Here is an 18,427-nt window from a genome sequence, read left to right on the forward strand (position 1 = left end):
GGTACGACAGGCCTGGCCGCGTGCTTGCGTGCCAGTTGAAAAGCAGCCAGTTTGAGCCTGCCGCCGCCTCGCTGACAACCCCGGTCTATGCTTTTGCGGGCCTGTGTCTGCTTCAATGATGGGGCTTTGCCGCATTTTTGCGGGCATGACATCCACTGTCATGCGCCGCCAAGTGACAGGCGCGCCCAATCACAGGATAATGCGCGCACTTTTACATGGAGGTTCGCTTGAGGCGAACCGGCATAGGTCTTGGCTGTACTCAGTCATTGTCTGGCAATCCGCCCCTGACAACCCAGGAGTGTCTGGTTTGATCGTCTTTCGTTATCTGTCCCGCGAGGTCCTGGTGACCTTGAGCGCCGTCAGCGCTGTACTGTTGGTGATCATCATGAGCGGGCGCTTCATCAAATACCTGGCCCAGGCGGCCCAGGGTGCGCTCGATCCGGGCGTGCTGTTCCTGATCATGGGCTTCCGCCTGCCGGGCTTCCTGCAGCTGATCCTGCCGCTGGGCCTGTTCCTCGGTATTCTGCTGGCCTATGGACGCCTGTATCTCGAAAGCGAGATGACCGTGCTTTCGGCCACCGGCATGAGCCAGCAGCGACTGCTGACGCTGACGCTGGCGCCGGCTGCGTTGGTCGCGTTGGTGGTGGCCTGGCTGAGCCTGAGCCTGGCCCCCCAGGGCGTGTCCCAGGTGCAGAAGATCATCGCTCAGCAGGATGCCCTGACCGAGTTCGACACCCTTGTGCCGGGGCGTTTCCAGACCCTGCGTGACGGCAGCCGTGTCACCTACACCGAGCGGATGTCCGACGATCGCGTCAATCTGGGCGGGGTGTTCATTTCCGAGAAACGCTTCAACCAGGACAAGACCAAGGACCGTGCACCGTCGGTACTGGTGGCAGAAAAAGGCCACCAGGAAGTGCAGCCTGATGGCAACCGCTACCTGATCCTGGAAAACGGTTACCGTTACGACGGCAACCCTGGCCAGGCCGACTATCGGGCGATCAAGTACGACACCTACGGTGTGCTGCTGCCCAAGCCTGAGGTCAGCGAGGAGGTCACCGAGCGTGAAGCCATCCCGACCACCGACCTGTTCGGGCATGATGGCCTGCGTGAGCGCGCCGAACTGCAATGGCGCCTGTCGCTGCCGTTGCTGGTATTCATCGTGACCCTGCTGGCGGTGCCGCTGTCCAAGGTCAACCCGCGCCAGGGCCGCTTCCTCAAGTTGCTGCCGGCGATCCTCCTGTACATGGCCTACCTGACGATGCTGATTTCCGTTCGCGGCGCCCTCGAGAAGGGCAAGTTGCCGATCTCTCTGGGCATCTGGTGGGTGCACGCGTTGTTCCTGCTCATCGGCCTGGCGCTGATGTACTGGGAGCCGCTGCGCCTGAAGATGGCCGCGCGCCGAGCGGGGGTGGCCCATGGTTAAGATCGACCGGTATATCGGCCAGAGCGTACTGCTGGCCATTCTGGCCGTGCTGGGGATCATCCTCGGCCTGGCTTCGCTGTTCGCCTTCATCGACGAGATGGGCGACCTGAGCGATACCTATACACTGCTCGACGCCAGCAGCTACGTGCTGCTTACCGCGCCGCGTCGGCTGTATGACATGCTGCCGATGGCTGCGCTGATCGGCTGCCTGATCGGCCTGGGCAGCCTGGCCAGCAGCAGCGAGCTGACCATCATGCGTGCTGCGGGCGTGTCCATCGGTCGTATCGTCTGGGCAGTGATGAAGCCGATGCTGGTGCTGATGCTGGTCGGTCTGCTGATTGGCGAATACGTCGCCCCGGTCACCGAGAACAAGGCCCAGGCCGAGCGCTCGCTGGCCCAGGGCGGTGGTGAGGCGCAAAGCTCCAAGCGCGGCATGTGGCACCGCCAGGGCGAAGAGTTCGTGCACATCAACTCGGTACAGCCCAACGGCTTGCTGCTCGGGGTGACCCGCTACCGTTTCGACGAGCAACGCAAGATCGTCGCTTCCAGCTTCGCCCGCCGCGCGCTGTACCAGGATCAGCGCTGGGTGCTGCACGACGTCAGCACCACGTTCTTCCGTGGCGACCACACCGAAGTGGTGCAGGCACCGGAAGAAATCTGGGACGTGTCGGTGACGCCGGAATTGCTCAATACCGTGGTGCTGCCACCCGAGTCGTTGTCGATCACCGGGTTGTGGGAATACATCCACTACCTGGCCGACCAGGGCCTGAACAACGCCCGTTACTGGCTGGCGTTCTGGACCAAGATCCTGCAACCGGCGGTGACCGCTGCACTGGTCCTGATGGCGATTTCCTTCATCTTCGGCCCGCTGCGCTCGGTGACCCTGGGTCAGCGCGTGTTTACCGGCGTGCTGGTGGGCTTCGTGTTCCGCATCGCCCAGGACCTGCTGGGGCCGTCGAGCCAGGTGTTCGGTTTCCCGCCGCTGTTGGCGGTGGTGATTCCGGCCGGGATCTGTGCGCTGGCCGGTGTGTGGTTGTTGCGTCGGGCAGGGTGATGAGCCAGGCGTGAATGAGAAAGCCGACCCCAGGGTCGGCTTTTTTGTGGCTCGAAGTTGGCTTTATCGCAGCCCAGGGTCATTTCTTCTGCTTCGGAATCCGCACCAACTGGGTTTCCGAGTAGATGTCATGCCAGCTGCGCTTGCGCTTGTCGATCAACGACCAGATGAACCCCAGCCCCAGGCACAACCACGACGCGATCGACACCACGAAGCGCAACAGCGCCTGCCACAAACTGATCGCGCTGCCGTCGGCATTCTGTACACGCACGCCCCACACTTGCATGCCCAGGGTCTGGCCGCCGTGGGTCCAGAATTTGGCGAAGAAGCCGAACAGGGCAAACAACAGGACGGTGGACAACAGCGGATCGCCATCGAGCGCCCCGGCGTCGGTCAGCTCACGCATGCGGGCCTCGCCGATGATCGACATCTGCACCAACTTGTAGACACCTGCCGTGACGATCAGCAGGGCGGTGCACAGTAGGAAGTCATAGAACATTGCCGCCAGACGGCGCCCCAGGCCTGCGGGCGGGAAATCGCCCTGGGGGGTGAGAGAACGCTTGGACATGCAGGAGGGCTCCGGGTGGAAAGTCCTCATTCTATGAAATTGCGGGCACAAAAAAGCCCCTGCGCGTCAACGCAGGGGCTTTTTCACAGAAATCAGCCTTCTGCTTGTACTTCGTCAGCCTGCATGCCTTTCTGGCCCTGCACTGCAACGAAGGTGACTTTCTGGCCTTCTTTCAGGCTCTTGAAGCCGTTGCCTTGGATGGCGCGGAAGTGAACGAACAGATCCGGACCGCTCTCTGGGGTGATGAAGCCGTAACCTTTCTCGTCATTGAACCACTTGACGGTACCGTTCTGACGCTCAGCCATTTTCTTATTTCCTATGAATCTTTAGATAGTGATTTCAGTTTCTTTCGCATCACAGAGCGAAAGAGTACTGGGCTGGGTTGCAGGAAAGTAAGAGACGTCGAACGGGTTGTAGCAAATTGCGGCTACTGGCCCAGGTCACGAACTGTTGCGACCCATGCAAACACAGTGAGACGACTCTACGCCAACTCCAGCGACAAAAACAAGCCCCGTTCGGTGCACGGATCAAGGCTTTTGCCGATTACCGACAAAATTGTCGGAAACGGCATGGCGCCTGGCCTGGCGCCATGTTCAAAAGTTATTGCGCAGGTTCGTAAACGAATAAGCGCAGTGTTGTGAGATCGCTTTCAACCTCGGTAGTAACGTTGCGCCACGAAAGGCATTTTGCTGACTTTCAAGGCAACTTGTTTGCCGCGCACGACCGCAAACAATGGCGTTTCCAGTGCGGCATGTTCGTTATCGACATACCCCATTGCAACCGGTGCGCCCAAGGTTGGGCCGAAGCCACCGCTGCAGACCTTGCCGACCGCCTTGCCGTTCGCATCGACGATCTCGGCCCCTTCGCGGACCGGTGTGCGCTCCTGTGGCAGCAGGCCGACGCGCTTGCGTGCCACGCCTTGTTGCTGTTGCGCGAACACCGATTCGGCCCCCGGGAAACCACCGGGACGAGCACCGTCGGTGCGACGAACCTTGGAGATTGCCCACAACAGGCTGGCCTCGATCGGCGTGGTCTGGGTGTCCATGTCGTGGCCGTACAGGCACAGGCCGGCTTCCAGGCGCAGCGAGTCGCGTGCACCCAGGCCGATCGGCTGCACTTCAGGCTCGCTCAGCAGGCGTCGGGCCAGGGCTTGGGCGGCAGTGGCGGGAACCGAGATTTCGTAGCCGTCCTCGCCGGTGTAGCCCGAGCGGCTGACGAAGCAGTCCTCGCCCAACAGCTGCACCGGGCGGAACTGCATGAAGGTCATGCCGGCCACTTCCGGCGCCAGGCGCTCCAGCACCTTGACGGCGGCTGGGCCCTGCAAGGCGAGCAGGGCACGCTCCTCGAACAGGGGCTGGATCTCGCAGCGCTGGCCGATGTGTTTCTGCAAGTGAGCCAGGTCCTGATCCTTGCAGGCGGCATTGACCACCAGGAACAGCGTGTCATCGCCCAGGTTGGCCACCATCAGGTCGTCGAGGATGCCACCTTGCTCATTGGTGAACATGGCGTAGCGCTGCATGCCCACCGGCAGGCCGATGATGTCTACCGGCACCAGGCTTTCCAAGGCCTTGGCCGCGTCGCTGCCACGCAACACGATCTGGCCCATGTGCGACACATCGAACAGGCCGGCCTGCTCGCGGGTGTGCAGGTGCTCCTTGAGCACGCCCAATGGGTACTGCACCGGCATGTCGAAGCCTGCGAACGGCACCATGCGCGCGCCCAGTTCCAGGTGAAGGGCGTGGAGCGGGGTCTTGAGCAACGTTTCGGACATCGGTAACTCCTTGGTTTTTGTTCGGGTCAACATTCGATGATGTTGACGGCCAGACCGCCGCGGGCGGTCTCCTTGTATTTGCTTTTCATGTCGGCGCCGGTCTGGCGCATGGTGCGAATGACCTTGTCGAGCGAGACGAAGTGCTGCCCGTCGCCGCGCAAGGCCATGCGCACGGCGTTGATCGCCTTGACCGAGCCCATGGCGTTGCGTTCGATGCAGGGCACCTGGACCAGCCCACCGATGGGGTCGCAGGTCAGGCCCAGGTTGTGTTCCATGCCGATTTCGGCGGCGTTCTCCACCTGCTGCGGGGTGCCGCCCATGACTTCGCAGAGGGCGCCTGCCGCCATCGAGCAGGCCACCCCCACTTCGCCCTGGCAGCCGACCTCGGCGCCGGAAATCGAGGCGTTCTCCTTATAGAGGATGCCGATGGCGGCTGCGGTGAGCAGAAAACGCACCACGCCGTCTTCGCTGGCGCCGGGAACGAACCGCATGTAGTAGTGCAGCACCGCGGGGACGATACCCGCCGCGCCGTTGGTCGGTGCGGTGACGACGCGTCCGCCATAGGCGTTCTCTTCGTTGACCGCCAAGGCGTAGAGGTTGACCCAGTCGAGTACCGACAGCGCATCGCGCAGACTGGCTTCGGGGTGTCGGCTGAGCTGGCGGTACAAAGCAGGGGCGCGGCGCTTGACCTTGAGGCCACCCGGCAGAATGCCCTCGTGGCGACAGCCCGCTTCGACGCAATCCTGCATGACCTGCCAGATGCGCAGCAGGCCTGCACGGGTTTCATGTTCGGGTCGCCAGGCGGCTTCGTTGGCCAGCATCACCTGGCTGAACGACAGGTGCTGCGCGACGCAATGGCCGAGCAGTTGCTTTGCCGTCGTGAAGGGGTAGGGCAGGGCGGTGTTGTCTTCGACGATACGGTCCTGGCCGGCTGCATCCTGGTCGACGACGAAACCGCCGCCCACCGAGTAGTACTCGCGGCTGCGGATCTGCAGGCCGGCGGCATCGAAAGCACGGAAGATCATGCCGTTGGGGTGGTAGTCCAGTGGCTTGCGGATCATCGCCAGGTGCTGCTTCTCGACGAAGTCGATCCTGTGTTCGCCAAGCAGGTGCAGGTGACCGCTGGCGCGGATCGCCTGCAGGCGCTCGGGGATGGATTCGGTGTCGACGGTGTCGGGGTGTTCACCCTCGAGCCCCAGGAGCACAGCCTTGTCGCTGCCGTGACCCTTGCCGGTGGCACCGAGCGAGCCGTAGAGCTCGGCCTTGACGCTGGCCGTGCTGGCCAGCAGGCCATCGCGCCGCAGCCCCTCGGCGAAGCGCGCGGCGGCGCGCATCGGGCCGACCGTGTGCGAACTGGAGGGGCCGATGCCGATCTTGAACAGGTCGAAGACGCTCAAAGACATGGTGACCTCCTGCCAGGTTGGTTGGGCAGATGCTGAACCCTGTGGGAGCGGGCTTGCCCGGTCCCACAGAGGAACACACCTCTATCAGAGGGCGGGCCGAGGGCTATCAGACGTCCTGATAGCTCTCGATCGACGGGCAGGCGCAGACCAGGTTGCGATCGCCGTACACGTTGTCGACCCGTCCGACCGGTGGCCAGTACTTGCCTTCCACCAGGCTCGGCAGCGGATACACCGCCTGCTCGCGGCTGTAGCCGTGGGACCATTCGCCAACCAGCTCCGCCGCCGTGTGCGGGGCGTTCTTCAGCGGGTTGTCGTCCTTGTCCAGGCTGCCGTTCTCCACGGCGCGAATCTCTTCGCGGATCTGGATCATCGCATCGCAGAAACGGTCCAGCTCTTCCTTGGACTCGCTTTCGGTCGGTTCGATCATCAGCGTGCCCGCCACCGGGAAGGACATGGTCGGGGCATGGAAGCCGAAGTCGATCAAACGCTTGGCCACGTCATCCACGCTGATGCCGCTGGTGTCCTTGAGCGGACGCAGGTCGAGGATGCATTCGTGGGCAACCAGACCGTTGCCGCCGGTGTACAGCACAGGATAGTGCTCTTCCAGGCGACGGGCGATGTAGTTGGCGTTGAGGATCGCCATCTGCGATGCGCGCTTGAGGCCTGCGCCACCCATCATGCGAATGTACATCCAGGTGATCGGCAGGATGCTGGCGCTGCCGAACGGTGCAGCGCAAACCGCACCGGCAGTGTTTTCCAGGGTGGCATGGCCGGGCAGGAACGGCGCCAGGTGCGACTTGACGCCGATTGGGCCGACGCCCGGGCCGCCACCGCCGTGGGGGATGCAGAAGGTCTTGTGCAGGTTGAGGTGCGACACATCGCCACCGAACTTGCCCGGCGCACACAGGCCGACCATGGCGTTCATGTTGGCGCCGTCGATGTACACCTGGCCGCCGTTGTCGTGAATGATCGCGCAGATCTCGCCGATCGCCTCCTCGAACACACCATGGGTCGAGGGGTAGGTGATCATGATGGCTGCCAGGCGCTCGCGGTGCTCGAGGGCCTTGGCGCGCAGGTCGTCGATGTCGACGTTGCCCCGGGCGTCGCAGGCGGTGACCACCACGCGCATGCCGGCCATGTGTGCGGTGGCCGGGTTGGTGCCGTGGGCCGACGAGGGGATCAGGCAGATGTCGCGGTGGCTATCGCCGCGGCTGCGGTGATAGGCGCGGATCGCCAGCAGGCCCGCGTATTCGCCTTGGGAGCCGGCATTGGGCTGCAGCGACACGGCATCGTAGCCGGTGGCGGCGCAGAGCATGGCTTCAAGCTCGGTGGTCATCTGCAGGTAGCCCTGGCTCTGGGCGGCCGGGGCGAAGGGGTGCAGGTTGCCGAACTCGGCCCAGGTGACCGGAATCATTTCGCTGGCAGCGTTGAGCTTCATGGTGCACGAGCCCAGCGGGATCATGCTGCGGTCCAGCGCCAGGTCCTTGTCGGCCAGGCGGCGCAGGTAGCGCATCAGTTCGGTTTCGCTGTGGTAGCGGTTGAACACCGGGTGCTCGAGGATCGCTGATTGGCGCACCAGCGCAGCCGGCAGGCGCGGGCTGTGGTTGGCGGCGAGGGCGGCGAAGTCCGGCAGCGCCTGGCCATCGGCGAACAACGCCCAGAGCGCCTCGACATCGGCCTGGCAGGTGGTTTCGTCCAGCGAAAGGCCAAGGTGCGTGGCGTCGACCTGGCGCAGGTTGAAGCCCTTGGTACGGGCTTGCTCATGAAGGCTGGTGGTATCGGTGCCAGTGGCCAGGGTCAGGGTGTCGAAGAACTCGCCAGTGATGACCTGAACGCCGAGCGACTTCAGGCCGCTGGCGAGGATGGCCGTGAGCGCGTGGGTGCGTTCGGCGATGCGCTTGAGACCGGCCGGGCCGTGGTAGACGGCGTACATGCTGGCGATATTGGCCAGCAGTACCTGGGCGGTGCAGATGTTGCTGGTGGCTTTCTCGCGGCGGATATGCTGCTCGCGGGTCTGCATGGCCAGGCGCAGGGCGGTCTTGCCGAAGCGGTCGATCGAGACACCGACCAGGCGGCCTGGCATGTCACGCTTGAAGGCATCGCGGGTGGCGAAGTAGGCCGCGTGCGGGCCGCCGAAGCCCAGCGGTACGCCGAAGCGCTGGGCGCTGCCGATGGCCACGTCGGCGTCGAATTCGCCCGGCGGGGTCAGCAGGGTCAGGGCCAGCAGGTCGGCGGCCACGGCCACCAGGGCACCGGCGCCGTGCAGGCGCTGGACCAGCTCGCGGTAGTCGAACACATCACCGTTGCTTGCCGGGTATTGCAGCAGGGCACCGAAGAAGGCGCTGACATCGCCCAGTTCACGCTCGTCACCCACTACCACTTCGATGCCCAGCGGCTCGGCGCGGGTACGCAGCACGTCGAGGGTCTGCGGGTGGCAGTGCACGGAAGCGAAGAAGGCATGGCTGCCCTTGTTCTTCGACAGGCGTTTGCAGAAGGTCATCGCCTCGGCGGCGGCGGTTGCTTCGTCGAGCAGCGAAGCGTTGGCGATCGGCAGGCCGGTGAGGTCGCTGATCAGGGTCTGGAAGTTCAGCAGTGCTTCCAGGCGACCCTGGGAGATTTCTGGCTGGTAGGGGGTGTAGGCGGTGTACCAGGCAGGGTTTTCCAGGAGGTTGCGCAGGATCGGTGCTGGGGTGTGGGTGTTGTAGTAGCCCTGGCCAATGAAGCTCTTGAACAGCTGGTTCTTGCCGGCGATCGCCTTGAGGGCGGCGAGGGCATCGGCCTCGCTCTGACCGTCGGCGTTACCGAGCACGCTGGTGCCCTTGATGCTGTCGGGAATGACGGCGGCGGTCATGGCGTCGAGAGAGTCGAAGCCCAGGGTGGTCAGCATGGCCTGTTCGTCGGTGCTGCGCGGACCGATGTGACGGGCGATGAATTCGTTGGCGGTGCCGAGGTTGATGGTCATGGTCGTGGTCCTCAGGCGTCGTCGTTGGCTTTGAGCAGGCGGTCGTAGGCATCCTGGTCGAGCAGGGCGGTCACCTCGCTCATGTCTGCAGGAACGAAGCGGAAAAACCAGCCTTCGCCCAGCGGGTCTTCGTTGACCTGCTCGGGGCTGTCGTTGAGGCCTTCGTTGACCGCGACCACTTCACCGTTCAGCGGCATGTATACGCCGCTGGCAGCCTTGACCGATTCGACGGTGGAGGCTTCGGCGCCTTTTTCATAGTGCTGCAGTTCCGGCAGTTGCACGAAGACCACATCGCCAAGGGCGTTCTGCGCATAGGCGGTGATGCCTACGGTGACGCTGCCGTCAGCTTCGACGCGCAGCCATTCGTGATCTTCGGTGAAACGCAACTCGCTCATGGGAAATCCTCGGGAAGCAGGGGGCGTTGGGCGCGGTCGGTCCGCGCTCTTGAGATTGGATTTCCCTAAGCAATAATGCGGCCATTTATTTAAATCACTATAAAATCAATGACTTATTTATTTATTGGCGAACGCTTGCCACATCTTTGGAATGAAAACGCTACAGTGCGGGCTTAGAAGAAAAGGCTCGAGCGATCAAACCCTTGGAGATGGGGATGCAAGATGCCTTGTATCGAAATGATTACGGTGTATCGATATCGATACAAGGCGGCAGGCAGGTTATAGCGGGGTAAAGAAGGGCAACGCCAGGTACAGCTTGATCACGATGACATTGACGATGTCGATGAAGAACGCCCCCACCATGGGTACGACGAGAAAGGCGATCTGCGATGCACCGTAGCGCTGGGTCACCGCTTGCATGTTGGCGATGGCGGTGGGTGTGGCGCCGAGTCCGAATCCGCAATGCCCGGCTGCCAGCACCGCCGCATCATAATTGCGCCCCATGACCCTGAAGGTGACGAAGATCGCGAACAGTGCCATGACCAGTGTCTGTGCACCCAACAGGATCAGGAAGGGCAGTGCCAGGGCGGCCAGGTCCCAGAGTTTCAGGGACATCAACGCCAAGGCCAGGAACAGCGACAGTGCGACATTGCCCAGTACCGAAATCTCGCGTTCGAACACCTGGTACCCACCCCCGGCGGACAGTCCGTTCCTCAGCACGACACCCACGAACAGCACGCAGACGAAGGTCGGAAGTTCGAACGCGGTGCCGCGCAACAGGCTGTTCAACAGGGTGCCTGCCAACAGGCTGACCGAGATCAGCGCCAGGCTTTCGATCATCGAGAAAGGGGTGATCAGGCGTTCCTTGTTGGGCTGTTCGAAGCCTTTCGGTATGCGAGGTGTTTCCGGTTCGAGGCCGGGGGCCTGGACGCGGCTGACCAGCAACCGGGCTACAGGACCACCGATCAGTCCGCCCAGCACCAGGCCGAAGGTGGCCGAAGCCAACGCCAGTTCGCTGGCCGAGGGTAGTCCGTACTGGGTGCTGAAGGTCGAGCCCCAGGCGGCCCCTGTACCGTGGCCGCCCGAGAGCGAGATCGAGCCTGCCAGCAGCCCCATGAGTGGGTCGAGGCCCAGCAGTTTTGCCAGGCTGATACCGATGGCGTTCTGCACGATCAGAAACCCGGTAACGACCAGTAGGAAGAGTCCGACAGTTCGTCCGCCTTTTTTCAGGCTGCCGAGGTCGGCGCTCAGACCGATGGTAGCGAAGAAGGCCAGCATCAGTGGGGCTTGCAGGGAGGTGTCGAACTGGATGTGTATGTCCAGGGCCCGGAGTGACAGCAACAGCACGGCAACGACCAGGCCGCCTGCGACGGGTTCGGGGATGTTGTAGGTACGCAGGACGTTGACGTGGGCGACAAGACCGCGTCCGAGTAGCAGTACCAGTGAGGCGGCCACGAGAGTGCCATAGAAATCGAGTTCGAGCATTGAAACGCCACTCTTTGTCACTGTGAGAGAGGTGTTCCTGAGCGCGCTTTCGATCGTGCGCAGGGGCTTTATCGAAGATGCACCCGGAACACGCGTGCGGTGGTACGGCCGCCATTCTAAGTGGGAGGGGCTTGGTTCAATATGTAGGAAAAATCTGCAAAAACGGGGTTATCTGGTGCGCTCCAAGCTCAGGACTTGCCTGGAATTCCGTACTTGCGCAGCCGCTGGGCGATCGCGGTATGTGATGTCTGCAGCCTTCCCGCCAACTGTCGGGTCGAGGGATAGCTGGCATACAGGCGCTGCAATAGCTCACGCTCGAAGTCGCCTACCGCCTGTTCCAGGCTCGCCACCTCACCATCCTGCCCACGTGCCACTGAGGTTCCGGCGATATCCAGGTCGCCGATATCCACCAGGTTGCTCTCGCAGATCGCCGCTGCGCGGAAGATCACGTTCTGCAACTGGCGCACGTTGCCCGGCCAGGGGTTGGCCAGCAGTGCCGGATGGGTGGCCGGGGTCAGGCGGCAGGGCGGGCGCTGGATCTGGGTGCAGGCCTGCTGCATGAAGAAATGCGCCAGTGACAGGATGTCCTGGCCGCGCTCACGTAGTGGCGGGACTTGCAGGTTGAGGACGTTCAGGCGGTAGAACAGGTCTTCGCGGAAAGTGCCTTCGGCGACCATGCGTTCGAGGTCGCGGTGGGTGGCGCTGATGATGCGCACATCGACCTTCACCTCGCGGTCGCCCCCCACCCGGCGAAAGCTGCCGTCGCTGAGAAAGCGCAGTAGCTTGGCCTGCAGGTAGGGCGACATTTCGCCGATCTCGTCGAGGAATACCGTGCCTTGGTTGGCCAGCTCCATCAACCCGGGTTTGCCCCCACGTTGTGCGCCAGTGAAGGCGCCGGGGGCATAGCCGAACAGCTCGCTCTCGGCCAGGCTCTCGGGCAATGCGGCGCAGTTGAGTGCCAGGAATGGCGCGGCATGACGGCTGCTGACGGCGTGACAGGCGCGTGCTACCAGCTCCTTGCCGGTGCCGGTCTCGCCGTGCACCAGCAAGGGGGCATCGAGGGTGGCCACGCGCAGGGCGCGGGCCTTGAGCGTGCGGATCGCCGGAGAGTCGCCGAGTAGTGCATCGAAGCCTTCGGCGTGATCATGGTGCAGCGCCGACAGGCGTTCGCCCATGCGGTTGGGTGGATACAGGGTAAGCAAGCCGCCAGCGTTGGTGATCGGCGTGGCATCGAGAAGCAGGCTCTGGCCATTGAGCTGCATCTCGCGCATCGGCAGGTGGAAGTTGTTGTCGAGCAGGGCCTGGAGCAGGTCGCTGTCAGCAAACAGCTCGCCCACCGATCGACCGGCCGATTCGCGTCCGCACAACGCGATCAACGCAGGGTTGGCCAGCAGCACCTTGCCGGCGCTGTCCACTGCCAGCACCGGGTCGCTCATGGCCGCGAGCAGGGCGTCGAGCTGCAGGTGGCGACGCTGGCCGGGGAGGATGTCGACCACTTCCACCGACTGCACGCCGCGCACCTCGAACAGGGCGTCGTGCAGCTCTTCGAGCACGGCGGGGCTGAGTGTGGGGGCGTCGATGTAGACGTTCGGCGGGACCATCTCCACGGCATCGAGGTTGAGGTTGCGGGCACCGAGCAGGGCCAGGACTTCCTGGGTGATGCCGACGCGGTCGATGAAGCTGACGTGGATGCGCATGGGGGCAACGGGCGTGGGGGAAAGGGCGTCAGTATGCCATTGGCGAGGTGGAAGGCCCAATCGCGGGACAAGTCGGGACGCCGAACCGCCGCTGCGACTTGTCCTGCGATGGTGGTATTACGGATTACCCAGATGCTCGGGCTTGATCGGATCCCCGGACTTCACGTCCAGCTTCTGGCGGATGTCCTCGAACATGTGGTCGTAGAGCTTGTGCGGCGAGCTCAGGTTCTCGAATTTCTTCGGCGCCGGCAGGTGCGCCTGGGCCCTGCGGCTCAACTGCATGAGAAAGCTGGGCAGTACCTGGTCCTTGGCCAGGAAGAATTTTTCGTCGACCGTCTTGCCTTCGATGCTGCCATGCATGCGGAACTGGATACCGCGGCCTTCCGTGGGATCCTGAGTGGCTTCGTACTCGATGTTGAGGTCGTAGCTGTGATCATTCTGGTTCAGCGCCGTGCGCTCGATATGAACATGACCAGGACTGTACTGGGCCATGATGGCGTCCTCCGCAAGGTTGGAAATGGCCGGCGCCGTGCACCGGCCAACTGCACTCAACGGTAGCTGATACCTGGCTTGGCGGTCGATACCCGCGTACCGGCAGTACCCTTGACGATCTCTTCGATATTTTCCAGCGAGCTGATCACCGCAACCTTGCCCGTGTGGCGGGCGAAATCGCAGGCGGCCTGTACCTTCGGCCCCATCGAACCCGCTGCGAAGCCGAGTTTTTCCAGCTCGTCGGGATGCGCCTGGGCAATGGCTTTCTGCGTCGGCTTGCCAAAGTCAATGTAGGCGGCATCGACATCGGTGGCGATGATCAGCAGGTCGGCGTCCAGTTGCTCGGCCAGCAGCGCCGAGCACAGGTCCTTGTCGATCACCGCCTCGATGCCCTTGAGCTTGCGGTTTTCGTCGTACATCGTGGGGATGCCGCCGCCCCCGGCGCAGATGACGATGCTGCTTTTTTCCAGCAGCCACTTGATCGGACGGATCTCGAAGATGCGCTTGGGTTTCGGGCTGGCGACCACACGGCGGTACTTGTCGCCGTCGGCCTTGACCACCCAGCCTTTTTCCTTGGCCAGGCGCTCGGCCTCGTCCTTGGCGTAGACCGGGCCGATGAACTTGGTCGGGTCCTTGAAGGCCGGGTCGTTGGCGTCGACCTCGACTTGCGTCAGCAGGGTGGCGAAGGGCACTTCGAAGTCCAGCAGGTTGCCCAGCTCCTGTTCGATCATGTAGCCGATCATGCCTTCGGTCTCGGCACCGAGCACGTCCAGCGGGTAGGCTTCGTCGGGCTTGTAGGCCTGGCCCTGGAGCGACAGCAGGCCGACCTGCGGGCCATTGCCGTGGGCGATGACCAGTTCGTTGCCAGGGTGGATCTTGGCGATCTGCTCGGTGGCAGTACGGATATTGGCGCGCTGGTTGTCGGCGGTCATTGGCTCGCCGCGGCGCAGGAGGGCGTTGCCGCCCAGTGCAACAACGATACGCATGGGGAATGTCCTTTCTGAAGGGCTGCGCAAAACCTCTGTGGGAGCGGGCTCGTCCCGCGATGGCGACCTGCCTGACACACCGTCATCGCGGGACAAGCCCGCTCCCACAGGGGAGGGGGCCAGCCCGGAAGTGGGGGTCAGAGATCAGCCAGGGTCGATACCAGGATGGCCTTGATCGTGTGCATGCGGTTCTCCGCTTGCTCGAAGGCGATACAGGCTGGCGACTCGAACACGTCATCGGTCACTTCGATGCCGTTGGCCAGGTGCGGGTATTTTTCGGCGATCTGCTTGCCGACCTTGGTCTCGGAGTTGTGGAACGCCGGCAGGCAGTGCATGAACTTGCTGCGCGGGTTACCGGTGGCTTTCATCAGTTCCTTGTTCACCTGATACGGCAGCAGTTGTTCGATGCGCTCGCCCCAGGCATCCACAGGTTCTCCCATCGACACCCAGACGTCGGTATGGACGAAATCGACGCCCTTGACCGCCGCCTTCGGGTCTTCGGTGAGGGTGATGCGCGCGCCGCTTTCCTCGGCGTACTGCTTGCAGCGCTGCACCAGGTCGTCATGCGGCCACAGCGCCTTGGGCGCGGCGATGCGCACGTCCATGCCGAGCTTGGCACCGATCAGCAGCAGCGAGTTGCCCATGTTGTTGCGCGCATCGCCCAGGTAGGCATAGCTGATGTCGTGCAATGGCTTGTCGCTGTGTTCGCGCATGGTCAGCACGTCGGCGATCATCTGGGTCGGGTGGTATTCGTCGGTCAGGCCGTTGAACACCGGTACGCCGGCGAACTTGGCCAGTTCTTCGACGATCTCCTGCTTGAAGCCGCGGTACTCGATGGCGTCGTACATGCGCCCGAGCACGCGGGCGGTGTCCTTCATGCTCTCCTTGTGGCCGATCTGCGAGGAGTTGGGGTCGATGTAGGTGACGTTGGCGCCCTGGTCGTAGGCGGCGACTTCGAAGGCGCAGCGGGTGCGGGTCGAGGTCTTCTCGAAGATCAGGGCGATGTTGTTGCCCTTCAGGTGCTGCTGCTCGGTGCCGGTGTACTTGGCGCGCTTGAGATCGCGGGAGAGATCCAGCAGGTAGCGCAGCTCACGGGTGGTGTGGTGCTCGAGGCTGAGCAGGTTGCGGTTGTGGATGTTGAACGCCATGACAGTGTCTCCTTGAATGCGGTGAGTGCCCGGCCCACGCCTCGTAAGCGTGGGCCGGATCGAGGGCGTTAGTAGTCGATAGGGTCGCGTACGATCGGGCAGGTCATGCAGTGGCCGCCGCCACGACCACGGCCCAGTTCACCGGCGCTGATGGTGATGACCTCGATCCCGGCCTTGCGCAGCAATGTGTTGGTGTAGGTGTTGCGGTCGTAGCCGATGACCACGCCAGGCTCCAGGGCCACCACGTTGTTGCCGTCATCCCACTGTTCGCGTTCGGCGGCGAAGCTGTTGCCGCCAGTCTCGACCACGCGCAGTTTCACCCCGAGCTGCTCGCCGACCACCTCGATGAACGACTTGTTCTCACGGCGCACATCCATGCCGTAGGGCTTGCTTTCGTCGGGGCGGATGATGAACGGCACGATCTCGCGCACCACTTCCGGGAAGACCGTGACCAGGTCGCGGTCGCAGAAGCTGAACACGGTGTCCAGGTGCATCGCGGCACGCGACTTGGGCAGGCCGGCGACGATGACTTTTTCCACTGCGCCCTTGGCGAACAGGTTCTGTGCCAGTTGGCCGATGGCCTGGCGCGAGGTGCGCTCGCCCATGCCGATGAGCACGATGCCCTTGCCGATCGGCATGACATCGCCGCCTTCGAGAGTGGCGCTGCCGTGTTCCTTGTCAGGGTCGCCATACCAGATCTGGAAGTCGGCGCCGGTGAATTCCTTGTGGAACTTGTACACGGCGGTGGTCAACAGGGTTTCCTGGCGTCGCGCCGGCCAGTACATCGGGTTCAGCGTGACGCCGCCGTAGATCCAGCAGGTGGTGTCGCGGGTGAACTGGGTGTTGGGCAGGGGCGGCAGGATGAAGCTGGAGTGGCCGAGGTAGTCGTTGTACATCTTCACCACATCGGCGCCTTCGCTCTGTGGCAGGTCCTGGCCGGCCACGCCGCCGATCAGGAACTCGGCCAGGTGGCGCGGATCGAGGCCTTCGAGCCAGCTGCGCACTTCATTGGTCAGGCCAACGCCAACGGTATTGGGGGTGATCTTGCGATCGAGGATCCAGGCCAGGGCCTCCTTGTTCTGCACGATGTCGGTCAGCAGGTTGTGCATTTCCAGCACATCGACGCCGCGTTCGCGCATCTTGGTGACGAAGTCGAAGTGGTCGCGTTTGGCCTGGTCGACCCAGATCACGTCGTCGAACAGCAGTTCATCGCAGTTGCTGGGGGTCAGTCGCTTGTGCGCCAGTCCCGGGGCGCAGACCATCACCTTGCGTAGCTTGCCGGCTTCGGAATGCACGCCGTATTTCTGTTTATCCGTGGACATGATGATTCCTCCAATCATACGAAGACGTGGTCAAAGGGTCAGGAAGCCGTCGTATAACCCGTAGGCCGCCACCAGGGCGCCGACGATCACAGCGGCGAAGATCAGTTTTTCCACGTTGGTGAAAATCGGTTGGCCGACCTCGCGCTTGGCCTTGGCGAACAGGATCGCGCCAGGGGCGTAGAGCAGGGCCGACAGCAGCAGGTATTTCACGCCTCCGGCGTACAGCAGCCAGATCGCGTACAACAGGGCGATACCGCCGATGATCAGGTCCTTCTTGCGTTCGGCGAGGGCCTGTTCGTAGGTTTCGCTGCGCACCGCCAGCAGTACCGCGTAGGCCGCCGACCACAGGTAGGGCACCAGGATCATTGAGGTGGCGAGGTAGATCAGCGACAGGTAGGTGCTGTTGGAGAACAGAGTGATGACCAGGAAGATCTGCACCATGGCGTTGGTCAGCCACAGGGCGTTGGCCGGCACCTGGTTGGCGTTCTCGCGGCGCAGGAACTCGGGCATGGTGTGGTCCTTGGCGGCGGCGAACATGATCTCCGCGCACAGCAGCACCCACGACAGCAGTGCCCCCAGCAGCGAGATGATCAGGCCGACGCTGATCAGCACCGCGCCCCAGTGACCGACCACATGCTCCAGCACCGCGGCCATCGACGGGTTCTGCAGCTTGGCCAGCTCCGGCTGGGTCATTACGCCCATCGACAGCACGTTGACCAGCACCAGGAACAGCAGCACGGTGATGAAACCGATGACCGTTGCCTTGCCCACGTCGGAGCGTTTTGCCGCCCGCGAGGAGAAGATGCTTGCGCCCTCGATGCCGATGAACACCCATACGGTGACCAGCATCATGTTGCGCACCTGGTCCATCACGCTGCCGAGGTCGGGCGAGCCCAGGCCCCAGATGTCGGCGGTGAACACGTCGAGCTTGAAGGCGAACAGGCAGATCAGTGCGAACAGCGCCAGCGGCACGACTTTGGCCACGGTGGTGACCAGGTTGATGAACGCCGCCTCCTTGATGCCGCGCAGGACCAGGAAGTGCACGCCCCACAGCAGCAGTGATGCGCCGATCACTGCTGCGGGGGTGTTGCCTTCACCGAAGACCGGGAAGAAGTACCCCAGGGTGCTGAACAGCAGGACGAAGTAGCCGACGTTGCCCAGCCAGGCACTGATCCAGTAGCCCCATGCCGACGAAAAGCCCATGTAGTCGCCAAAGCCGGCCTTGGCGTAGGCGTACACGCCACCATCCAGATCAGGTTTGCGATTGGCCAGGGTCTGGAACACGAAGGCCAGGGTGAGCATGCCGACGGCCGTGATGGCCCAGCCGATCAGCACGGCACCTACGCCCGCGCTGGCGGCCATGTTTTGCGGCAGGGAGAAGATCCCCCCACCAATCATCGACCCCACGACAAGTGCAACTAATGCGCCGAGTTTAAGTTTTCCGGGAGAATCAGACATTTAACAACTCCATGCCAGGAGAAAGTTGACGACAGAATAAATCCGGCGCTGTAGTCATTCGCTGATGTGGATCAGTTCATGGCGCAACAGCGTGAGAGAAATTCTTTCTCGGGTCTCCTGGAGAGTGCCGACCGCTTTGCTGCAAGCCTTGTGCGCTGGCACCTCCATGTACTTCTAGAGCAAACGCTCTGTTTGGCTTGCGAACTCTCAAGCTAGTCGCTTTCACCGGTTTCGCAAATTTTTCACGGGCCTTTCGACAGGGT

Annotated in this window: 15 protein-coding genes; 2 read left to right on the forward strand and 13 right to left on the reverse strand. The window is 62.9% G+C overall.

Features of this window, described 5'->3' with window-relative positions:
* Positions 1-307 precede the first annotated feature (307 nt).
* Positions 308-1,423, forward strand: a complete 1,116-nt coding sequence (gene lptF / locus HU748_RS20500; protein ID WP_186721703.1) for an LPS export ABC transporter permease LptF — start codon at positions 308-310, stop codon at positions 1,421-1,423.
* Positions 1,416-2,477, forward strand: a complete 1,062-nt coding sequence (gene lptG, locus HU748_RS20505; protein ID WP_186667901.1) for an LPS export ABC transporter permease LptG — start codon at positions 1,416-1,418, stop codon at positions 2,475-2,477. Before lptF ends, lptG begins: the two co-directional genes overlap by 8 nt.
* Before the next feature lie 79 nt (positions 2,478-2,556).
* On the opposite strand, the gene HU748_RS20510 is transcribed toward lptG, so the two are convergent.
* The 13 genes from HU748_RS20510 to arcD form a co-directional block, all read right to left on the reverse strand.
* Positions 2,557-3,045 (reverse strand): RDD family protein, encoded by a 489-nt coding sequence (locus HU748_RS20510; RefSeq protein ID WP_054895507.1) that lies wholly within the window; start codon positions 3,043-3,045, stop codon positions 2,557-2,559.
* Between the two features lie 92 nt (positions 3,046-3,137).
* The gene (locus HU748_RS20515; RefSeq protein ID WP_046854299.1) at positions 3,138-3,350 is read right to left on the reverse strand and encodes a cold-shock protein; all 213 of its coding nucleotides are present in this window, start codon (positions 3,348-3,350) and stop codon (positions 3,138-3,140) included.
* 344 nt (positions 3,351-3,694) lie between these two features.
* The gene (gene gcvT, locus HU748_RS20520; RefSeq protein WP_186721705.1) at positions 3,695-4,816 is read right to left on the reverse strand and encodes a glycine cleavage system aminomethyltransferase GcvT; all 1,122 of its coding nucleotides are present in this window, start codon (positions 4,814-4,816) and stop codon (positions 3,695-3,697) included.
* A 26-nt stretch (positions 4,817-4,842) separates the two neighbouring features.
* Positions 4,843-6,219, reverse strand: coding sequence for an L-serine ammonia-lyase (locus HU748_RS20525; protein ID WP_186710296.1), 1,377 nt, complete (start codon positions 6,217-6,219; stop codon positions 4,843-4,845).
* 106 nt (positions 6,220-6,325) lie between these two features.
* Positions 6,326-9,181 carry an aminomethyl-transferring glycine dehydrogenase gene (gene gcvP / locus HU748_RS20530; protein WP_186721707.1) on the reverse strand — a complete coding sequence of 952 codons (2,856 nt, stop codon included), beginning with the start codon at positions 9,179-9,181 and terminating at the stop codon, positions 6,326-6,328.
* 11 nt (positions 9,182-9,192) lie between these two features.
* On the reverse strand, positions 9,193-9,576 hold the full coding sequence (gene gcvH / locus HU748_RS20535; RefSeq protein WP_186667909.1) for a glycine cleavage system protein GcvH: 384 nt from the start codon (positions 9,574-9,576) through the stop codon (positions 9,193-9,195).
* A 279-nt stretch (positions 9,577-9,855) separates the two neighbouring features.
* Positions 9,856-11,061, reverse strand: coding sequence for a sodium/glutamate symporter (gltS, locus tag HU748_RS20540; RefSeq protein WP_186667911.1), 1,206 nt, complete (start codon positions 11,059-11,061; stop codon positions 9,856-9,858).
* 188 nt (positions 11,062-11,249) lie between these two features.
* Complete coding sequence (locus HU748_RS20545; RefSeq protein WP_186721709.1) at positions 11,250-12,758, reverse strand: sigma-54-dependent transcriptional regulator; 1,509 nt, start codon at positions 12,756-12,758, stop codon at positions 11,250-11,252.
* Positions 12,759-12,875: 117 nt separating this feature from the next.
* Positions 12,876-13,250, reverse strand: a complete 375-nt coding sequence (locus tag HU748_RS20550) for a DUF5064 family protein (protein WP_186667914.1) — start codon at positions 13,248-13,250, stop codon at positions 12,876-12,878.
* A gap of 56 nt (positions 13,251-13,306) precedes the next feature.
* Positions 13,307-14,236: a carbamate kinase gene (gene arcC, locus HU748_RS20555; protein WP_186667923.1), complete on the reverse strand. Its 930-nt coding sequence runs from the start codon at positions 14,234-14,236 to the stop codon at positions 13,307-13,309.
* A 137-nt stretch (positions 14,237-14,373) separates the two neighbouring features.
* On the reverse strand, positions 14,374-15,384 hold the full coding sequence (locus tag HU748_RS20560; RefSeq protein WP_054895515.1) for an ornithine carbamoyltransferase: 1,011 nt from the start codon (positions 15,382-15,384) through the stop codon (positions 14,374-14,376).
* 68 nt (positions 15,385-15,452) lie between these two features.
* Positions 15,453-16,706: an arginine deiminase gene (gene arcA, locus HU748_RS20565; RefSeq protein ID WP_186667925.1), complete on the reverse strand. Its 1,254-nt coding sequence runs from the start codon at positions 16,704-16,706 to the stop codon at positions 15,453-15,455.
* Positions 16,707-16,736: 30 nt separating this feature from the next.
* A complete protein-coding gene (arcD, locus tag HU748_RS20570; protein ID WP_186667927.1) occupies positions 16,737-18,164 on the reverse strand; it encodes an arginine-ornithine antiporter in 1,428 nt (475 codons plus the stop codon).
* Positions 18,165-18,427: the final 263 nt, after the last annotated feature.

The sequence above is a fragment of the Pseudomonas sp. RW3S2 genome (genome assembly GCF_014268955.1).
GTDB classification, from domain to species: Bacteria; Pseudomonadota; Gammaproteobacteria; order Pseudomonadales; family Pseudomonadaceae; genus Aquipseudomonas; species Aquipseudomonas wayambapalatensis.

What these genes read in the sequence shown, in the direction of transcription:
- HU748_RS20515 (WP_046854299.1), bottom strand. Translation starts at nt 3,350, where the DNA reads ATGGCTGAGCGTCAGAACGGTACCGTCAAGTGGTTCAATGACGAGAAA.
- gcvH (WP_186667909.1), bottom strand. Translation starts at nt 9,576, where the DNA reads ATGAGCGAGTTGCGTTTCACCGAAGATCACGAATGGCTGCGCGTCGAA.
- HU748_RS20545 (WP_186721709.1), bottom strand. Translation starts at nt 12,758, where the DNA reads ATGCGCATCCACGTCAGCTTCATCGACCGCGTCGGCATCACCCAGGAA.
- arcA (WP_186667925.1), bottom strand. Translation starts at nt 16,706, where the DNA reads ATGTCCACGGATAAACAGAAATACGGCGTGCATTCCGAAGCCGGCAAG.
- lptG (WP_186667901.1), top strand. Translation starts at nt 1,416, where the DNA reads ATGGTTAAGATCGACCGGTATATCGGCCAGAGCGTACTGCTGGCCATT.
- arcD (WP_186667927.1), bottom strand. Translation starts at nt 18,164, where the DNA reads ATGTCTGATTCTCCCGGAAAACTTAAACTCGGCGCATTAGTTGCACTT.
- HU748_RS20510 (WP_054895507.1), bottom strand. Translation starts at nt 3,045, where the DNA reads ATGTCCAAGCGTTCTCTCACCCCCCAGGGCGATTTCCCGCCCGCAGGC.
- HU748_RS20525 (WP_186710296.1), bottom strand. Translation starts at nt 6,219, where the DNA reads ATGTCTTTGAGCGTCTTCGACCTGTTCAAGATCGGCATCGGCCCCTCC.
- gcvT (WP_186721705.1), bottom strand. Translation starts at nt 4,816, where the DNA reads ATGTCCGAAACGTTGCTCAAGACCCCGCTCCACGCCCTTCACCTGGAA.
- gcvP (WP_186721707.1), bottom strand. Translation starts at nt 9,181, where the DNA reads ATGACCATCAACCTCGGCACCGCCAACGAATTCATCGCCCGTCACATC.
- HU748_RS20560 (WP_054895515.1), bottom strand. Translation starts at nt 15,384, where the DNA reads ATGGCGTTCAACATCCACAACCGCAACCTGCTCAGCCTCGAGCACCAC.
- HU748_RS20550 (WP_186667914.1), bottom strand. Translation starts at nt 13,250, where the DNA reads ATGGCCCAGTACAGTCCTGGTCATGTTCATATCGAGCGCACGGCGCTG.
- arcC (WP_186667923.1), bottom strand. Translation starts at nt 14,236, where the DNA reads ATGCGTATCGTTGTTGCACTGGGCGGCAACGCCCTCCTGCGCCGCGGC.
- gltS (WP_186667911.1), bottom strand. Translation starts at nt 11,061, where the DNA reads ATGCTCGAACTCGATTTCTATGGCACTCTCGTGGCCGCCTCACTGGTA.